Below are 6,173 nucleotides of genomic sequence, written 5' to 3'. Positions count from 1 at the left end.
CCGGACACGCCAGGAAACGCGTGTCCGGCCGCGGCGCTGTGCTGCGGTACGGCGTCAGCCGGCCGGGACGACCTCCACGGCCGCCAGGTTCTTCTTGCCCCGGCGCAGCACCAGCCAGCGCCCGTGCAGCAGCTCCCCGGCGGCCGGCGCGACCTCACCGTCGGTGACCTTCACGTTGTTCACGTACGCACCGCCCTCCTTGACCGTGCGCCGGGCACCCGACCTGCTCGGCGCCAGCCCGACCTCCACCAGGAGGTCCACCAGCGGGCCGGGCTCGGAGACCCGGACGTGCGGCACCTCAGAGAGGGCGGCGCTCAGCGTCGCCTCGTCCAGCTCGGCCAGATCGCCCTGGCCGAACAGCGCCTTCGACGCCGCGATGACCGCCGCGCACTGCGCTCCGCCGTGCACCAGCGTGGTCAGCTCCTCGGCCAGCGCCCGCTGGGCGGAACGCGCCTGCGGCCGCTCCTCGGTCAGCTGCTCCAGCTCCTCCAGCTCCGCACGGCTCTTGAAGCTGAGGATGCGCATGTACCGGGAGATGTCCCGGTCGTCCACGTTCAGCCAGAACTGGTAGAACGCGTACGGCGTGGTCATCTCCGGGTCCAGCCAGACGGCACCGCTCTCGGACTTGCCGAACTTGGTCCCGTCCGCCTTCACCATCAGCGGCGTCGCCAGCGCGTGCACGGTGGCACCCGGCTCCAGGCGGTGGATCAGGTCGATGCCCGCGGTGAGGTTGCCCCACTGGTCGCTGCCGCCCTGCTGGAGGACGCAGCCGTAGCGGCGGTACAGCTCCAGGAAGTCCATCCCCTGGAGGAGCTGGTAGCTGAACTCCGTGTAGCTGATGCCCTCCTGCGACTCCAGTCGGCGGGCGACCGAGTCCTTGGTGAGCATCTTGTTGACCCGGAAGTGCTTGCCGATGTCCCGCAGGAACTCGATCGCGGACATCCCCGCGGTCCAGTCCAGGTTGTTGACCATCGTCGCCGCGTTCGGGCCCTCGAAGGTGAGGAAGGGCTCGATCTGCTCCCGCAGCCGCTGCACCCAGGCCGCGATGGTCTCCGGGTCGTTCAGCGTGCGCTCGGCGGTCGGGCGCGGGTCACCGATCTGACCGGTGGCGCCGCCGACCAGCGCGAGCGGGCGGTGCCCCGCCTGCTGGAGCCGGCGCACGGTGAGGACCTGCACGAGGTGCCCCACATGCAGGCTCGCCGCGGTCGGGTCGAAGCCGCAATAGAAGGTGACGGGACCGTCCGCGAGAGCCTTGCGCAATGCGTCCTCGTCAGTGGACTGGGCGAACAGCCCGCGCCACTTCAGCTCGTCGACGATGTCCGTCACGGTTCCGGTGCTCCTTGCGTTTCGTAGGGATGTACGGGTCAGTCTAGGCGGGTCACACCCCCTGGCTGACCGAGCTCATGTTGAAGTCCGGGATGCGCAGCGCGGGCATCGCGGCCCGGGTGAACCAGTCGCCCCACTCGCGCGGCAGCGTCTTCTCCGTACGCCCCGCCTCCGACGCCCTCGACAGCAGGTCCACCGGCGACTCGTTGAACCGGAAGTTGTTCACCTCGCCGATCACCTCGCCGTCCTCCACCAGATAGACGCCGTCCCGGGTCAGCCCGGTCAGCAGCAGCGTCGCCGGGTCCACCTCGCGGATGTACCAGAGGCAGGTCAGCAGGAGCGCCCGCCCGGTCGTCGCGGCCACCATCTCCTCCAGCGACCGCTCTCCGCCCCCGTCCAGCACCAGGTTGTCGATGGCCGGAGCGACCGGCAGCCCGGTGAGGGCGGCGGTGTGCCGGGTCGTCGTCAGCCGCTCCAGCTTCCCCTCCCGCACCCAGTCCGTCGGGGCGACCGGCAGTCCGTTGTCGAAGACGGAACCGCTGTCGCCGGAGGAGTGGGCGATCACGAAGGGGGCCGACTCGAGACCTGGCGCGTGGGGGTCGCTGCGCAGGGTGAGGGGGAGCGGAGCGAGCGTCTCGCCGAGCCGCGTGCCACCGCCCGGCTTGGAGAAGACCGTCCGGCCCTCCACCGCGTCCCGTGCGGTGGAGGACCAGAGCTGGTAGATCAGCAGGTCCGCCACGGCGGTCGGCGGCAGCAGCGTCTCGTACCGCCCGGCGGGCAGGTCGATCCGCCGCTCCGCCCAGCGCAGCCGCTGTGCCAGCTCCGCGTCGAGGGCCGCCGGGTCGATGTCCTTGAAGTCCCGGGTCGACCGGCCCGCCCACGCGGAGCGCGTCCGGTCCGGCGACTTGGCGTTCAGCTCCAGCGTCCCGGTCGGCTGGTCGTGGCGGAGCCGCAGTCCCGTCGACGTACCCAGGTAGGTGGAGGTCAGCTCGTGGTTGGCGAACCCGTAGAGCTCGCGGCCGCCGGAGCGGGCCCGGGCGAAGGCGTCACCGAGGGCCGGGGCGAAGCCGGCGAAGACCTCCGAGCCGGTCTCGGCGGGCGCGTCCGTGAAGTCGGGGGACGAGGGCACCCCGCTCACCAGCGGCTGCGCGTCCTCCGCCGGACCGGCACCCCGGGCGGCGGCCTCGGCGGCGCGCACCAGCGGCTCCAGGTCGTCGGCGGTCACGGCGGACCGGGAGACGACTCCGGAGGCGGTGCCCTTCGCCCCGTCGACGGTCGCGATGACGGTGAGGGTCCGCCCCCGGGTCACCCCGTTCGTGGTGAGCGCGTTGCCCGCCCAGCGCAGATTGGCGGAGGAGCGCTCGTCGGCGATGACCACCAGACCGTCCGTGGTGGACAGCTCCAGGGCCCGCTCGACGATCTCGTACGGCTTGCTGACGCGGCTCATCGTCCGGCCTCCTGCGTCGTGTTGAGGATGTTCACGCTTCGGAAGAGGGCGGAGGGGCAGCCGTGGGAGACCGCGGCGACCTGGCCCGGCTGGGCCTTGCCGCAGTTGAACGCGCCGCCGAGCACGTACGTCTGCGGGCCGCCGACCTTCTCCATCGAGCCCCAGAAGTCCGTGGTCGTCGCCTGGTACGCCACATCGCGCAGCTGCCCGGCGAGCTTGCCGTTCTCGATGCGGAAGAACCGCTGCCCGGTGAACTGGAAGTTGTAGCGCTGCATGTCGATCGACCAGGACCGGTCGCCGACGACGTAGATCCCGCGCTCGACCCCGCCGATCAGGTCCTCCGTCGACAGCCCGCCCGGATCCGGCCGGAGCGACACGTTCGCCATGCGCTGTACGGGGACATGGCCCGGCGAGTCCGCGAACGCGCACCCGTTGGAGCGGCCGAGCCCTGTCAGCTTCGCGATCCGGCGGTCCAGCTGGTAGCCGACCAGGGTGCCGTCCCTGACCAGGTCCCACGACTGCGCCTCGACGCCCTCGTCGTCGTAACCGATGGTCGCGAGCCCGTGCTCGGCGGTGCGGTCACCGGTCACGTTCATGACGGGGGAGCCGTAGGTCAGCTTGCCCAGCTGGTCGAAGGTGGCGAACGACGTGCCCGCGTACGCCGCCTCGTAACCGAGCGCCCGGTCCAGCTCGGTGGCGTGGCCGATCGACTCGTGGATGGTCAGCCAGAGGTTCGACGGGTCGACGACCAGGTCGTACGTCCCCGCCTCGACGCTCGGTGCCCGCATCTTCTCCGCGAGCAGCCCGGGGATCTGCTCCAGCTCGGTGTCCCAGTCCCAGCCGGTCCCGGTCAGGTACTCCCAGCCGCGTCCGGCGGGCGGTGCGATGGTCCGCATGGAGTCGAACTCACCGGTCGTGGAGTCCACCGCAACGGCCGTGAACTGCGGCTGGATGCGTACCCGCTGCTGCGTGGTGACGGTCCCGGCCGTGTCCGCGTAGAACTTGTTCTCATGGACGGTCATCAGTGACGCGTCCACATGCGCCACCCCGTCCGCGCCCAGCAGCCGCCCGCTCCACTCGGCGAGCAGCGCCGCCTTCTCCTCGTCCGGTACGGAGAACGGGTCGACGTCGTACGCCGAGACCCAGGTCCGCTCGCCGTGCACCGGCTCGTCCGCCAGCTCGACCCTCTCGTCCGACCCGGCGGCGGCGATCACCTTCGCGGACAGCTTGGCCATGGCGACGGCCTGCGAGGCCACCTTCGCCGCCGCGTCCATCGTCAGGTCGACGCCCGAGGCGAACCCCCAGGCCCCGCCGTGCACCACCCGCACCGCGTACCCGAGGTCCGTACTGTCCGAAGCCCCGGCCGACCGGGCGTCCCGCAACCGCCAGGAGGCGCTGCGCACCCGCTCCAGCCGGAAGTCGGCGTGCGTGGCGCCGAGCGCCCGCGCCCGGGCGAGCGCCGCGTCGGCCAGCGCGCGCAGCGGCAGGGCCAGGAATGACTGATCTACCTCGTGGGGCACAGGGAATTCCCTTCTCGATACACGACGGCAGTGAACCATGCGGAAGGCGGGGAAAGCCGGGGATATCGCGGACATGTGTGCCCGGCACGCAACCGTGCGAACTGTAGGAACCCCACAGCACCCCGGACAAGCCACTGTCAGGGCCCGATTCCTCGATCGGCGCACGGTACCGATAGGTTTTCGACGTACCAGACCGCCAAGGAAAGGGTGATCCGATGAGCCGCTCGGTTCTCGTCACCGGAGGAAACCGGGGCATCGGCCTCGCCATCGCCCGCGCCTTCGCCGACAACGGCGACCAGGTCGCGATCACCTACCGTTCCGGAGAGCCGCCCCAGGCCCTCACCGAGGCCGGTGTCCTCGCGGTCCGCTGCGACATCACCGACGCCGAGCAGGTGGAGCAGGCCTACAAGGAGATCGAGGAGAAGCACGGTCCCGTGGAGGTACTGGTCGCCAACGCCGGTATCACCAAGGACCAGTTGCTGATGCGGATGTCCGAGGAGGACTTCACCTCCGTCGTCGACACCAACCTCACCGGCACCTTCCGGGTCGTCAAGCGCGCCAACCGCGGCATGCTGCGCGCCAAGAAGGGCCGCGTCGTCCTGATCTCCTCCGTCGTCGGCCTCCTCGGCTCGGCGGGCCAGGCGAACTACGCCGCCTCCAAGGCCGGACTGGTCGGGTTCGCCCGGTCGCTGGCCCGTGAGCTCGGCTCGCGGAACATCACTTTCAACGTCGTCGCCCCCGGTTTTGTCGACACCGACATGACCCAGGCGCTCACCGAGGAGCAGCGCAGGGGCATCGTGTCCCAGGTGCCGCTGGGCCGCTACGCGCGGCCCGACGAGATCGCCGCCGCGGTGCGCTTCCTCGCCTCCGACGACGCGTCGTACATCACTGGAGCCGTCATCCCCGTTGACGGCGGATTGGGCATGGGTCACTGATCACCATGAGCGGAATTCTCGACGGCAAGCGCATCCTCATCACCGGGGTGCTGATGGAGTCGTCCATCGCGTTCCACGCCGCGAAGGTGGCCCAGGAGCAGGGTGCCGAGGTCATCCTCACGGCCTTCCCCCGCCCCACTCTGACCGAGCGCATCGCCAGGAAACTGCCGAAGCCGGCCAAGGTCATCGAGCTCGACGTGACCAACCAGGAGCACCTGGACCGGCTGGAAGGCCTGGTCCGTGAGGAGCTCGGTTCGCTGGACGGCGTCGTCCACTCCATCGGCTTCGCGCCGCAGGACGCGCTCGGCGGCAACTTCCTCAACACCCCCTTCGAGTCCGTCGCCACCGCGATGCACGTCTCGGCGTTCTCCCTGAAGTCGCTGGCCATGGCCTGCAAGCCGCTGATGAGCGAGGGCGGCTCGATCGTCGGCCTCACCTTCGACGCCCAGTACGCCTGGCCGCAGTACGACTGGATGGGCCCGGCCAAGGCCGCGCTGGAGGCCACCTCCCGCTACCTCGCCCGTGACCTGGGCAAGGACGGGCTGCGCTGCAACCTGATCTCCGCCGGCCCGATCGGCTCCATGGCCGCCAAGTCCATCCCGGGCTTCTCGGAGCTGGCCGACGTCTGGAACCACCGTGCCCCGCTCGCCTGGGACATGTCCGACCCGGAGCCGGCCGGCCGCGGCATCGTGGCCCTGCTGTCCGACTTCTTCCCGCGGACGACGGGCGAGATCATCCACGTCGACAGCGGCGTGCACATGATGGGCGCCTGACCGCGCACCACCTCTGCAAGACGGCCCCCGGCCGCGTACCCCCGCGTCTCTGCGGAGGCGGTACGCGGCCGGGAGCCTTTCACTGTCCGTGACCGCCCGTCGGCCTTCCGGTCGAAAAGTCGGCCGGTCCACCGCAGAATGTGGAGGAACCGGACTCTTGTCAGGCTGCGGG

General features: G+C 70.6%; 5 protein-coding genes. 2 read left to right on the top strand and 3 right to left on the bottom strand.

All coding sequences use genetic code 11. The features are described from left to right. Positions 1–54: 54 nt before the first annotated feature. Genes tyrS through ABZ154_RS31175 form a run of 3 tightly spaced genes read right to left on the bottom strand, consistent with a single transcriptional unit; the run spans position 55 to position 4,293 of the window. Positions 55–1,326, bottom strand: coding sequence for a tyrosine--tRNA ligase (gene tyrS / locus ABZ154_RS31185; RefSeq protein ID WP_356837722.1), 1,272 nt, complete (start codon positions 1,324–1,326; stop codon positions 55–57). 52 nt (positions 1,327–1,378) lie between these two features. Continuing rightward, positions 1,379–2,773: a metallopeptidase TldD-related protein gene (locus ABZ154_RS31180; protein ID WP_356837721.1), complete on the bottom strand. Its 1,395-nt coding sequence runs from the start codon at positions 2,771–2,773 to the stop codon at positions 1,379–1,381. After that, entirely contained in the window at positions 2,770–4,293 is a 1,524-nt protein-coding gene (locus ABZ154_RS31175; protein ID WP_356837720.1) for a TldD/PmbA family protein, read from the bottom strand. Before ABZ154_RS31175 ends, ABZ154_RS31180 begins: the two co-directional genes overlap by 4 nt. 215 nt (positions 4,294–4,508) lie before the next feature. Here ABZ154_RS31175 and fabG point away from each other — a divergent pair, with 215 nt between their 5' ends. Then, entirely contained in the window at positions 4,509–5,228 is a 720-nt protein-coding gene (fabG, locus tag ABZ154_RS31170) for a 3-oxoacyl-[acyl-carrier-protein] reductase (RefSeq protein ID WP_356837719.1), read from the top strand. Positions 5,229–5,233: 5 nt separating this feature from the next. Beyond that, positions 5,234–6,001: an enoyl-ACP reductase FabI gene (gene fabI, locus ABZ154_RS31165; protein WP_356729505.1), complete on the top strand. Its 768-nt coding sequence runs from the start codon at positions 5,234–5,236 to the stop codon at positions 5,999–6,001. Positions 6,002–6,173 lie beyond the last annotated feature (172 nt).

The sequence above is a fragment of the Streptomyces sp. NPDC006261 genome, assembly GCF_040613515.1.
GTDB lineage: Bacteria > Actinomycetota > Actinomycetes > Streptomycetales > Streptomycetaceae > Streptomyces.
The sequence above is the reverse complement of the archived record's forward strand: the minus strand, read 5'-3'. Positions and strand labels throughout refer to the sequence as shown.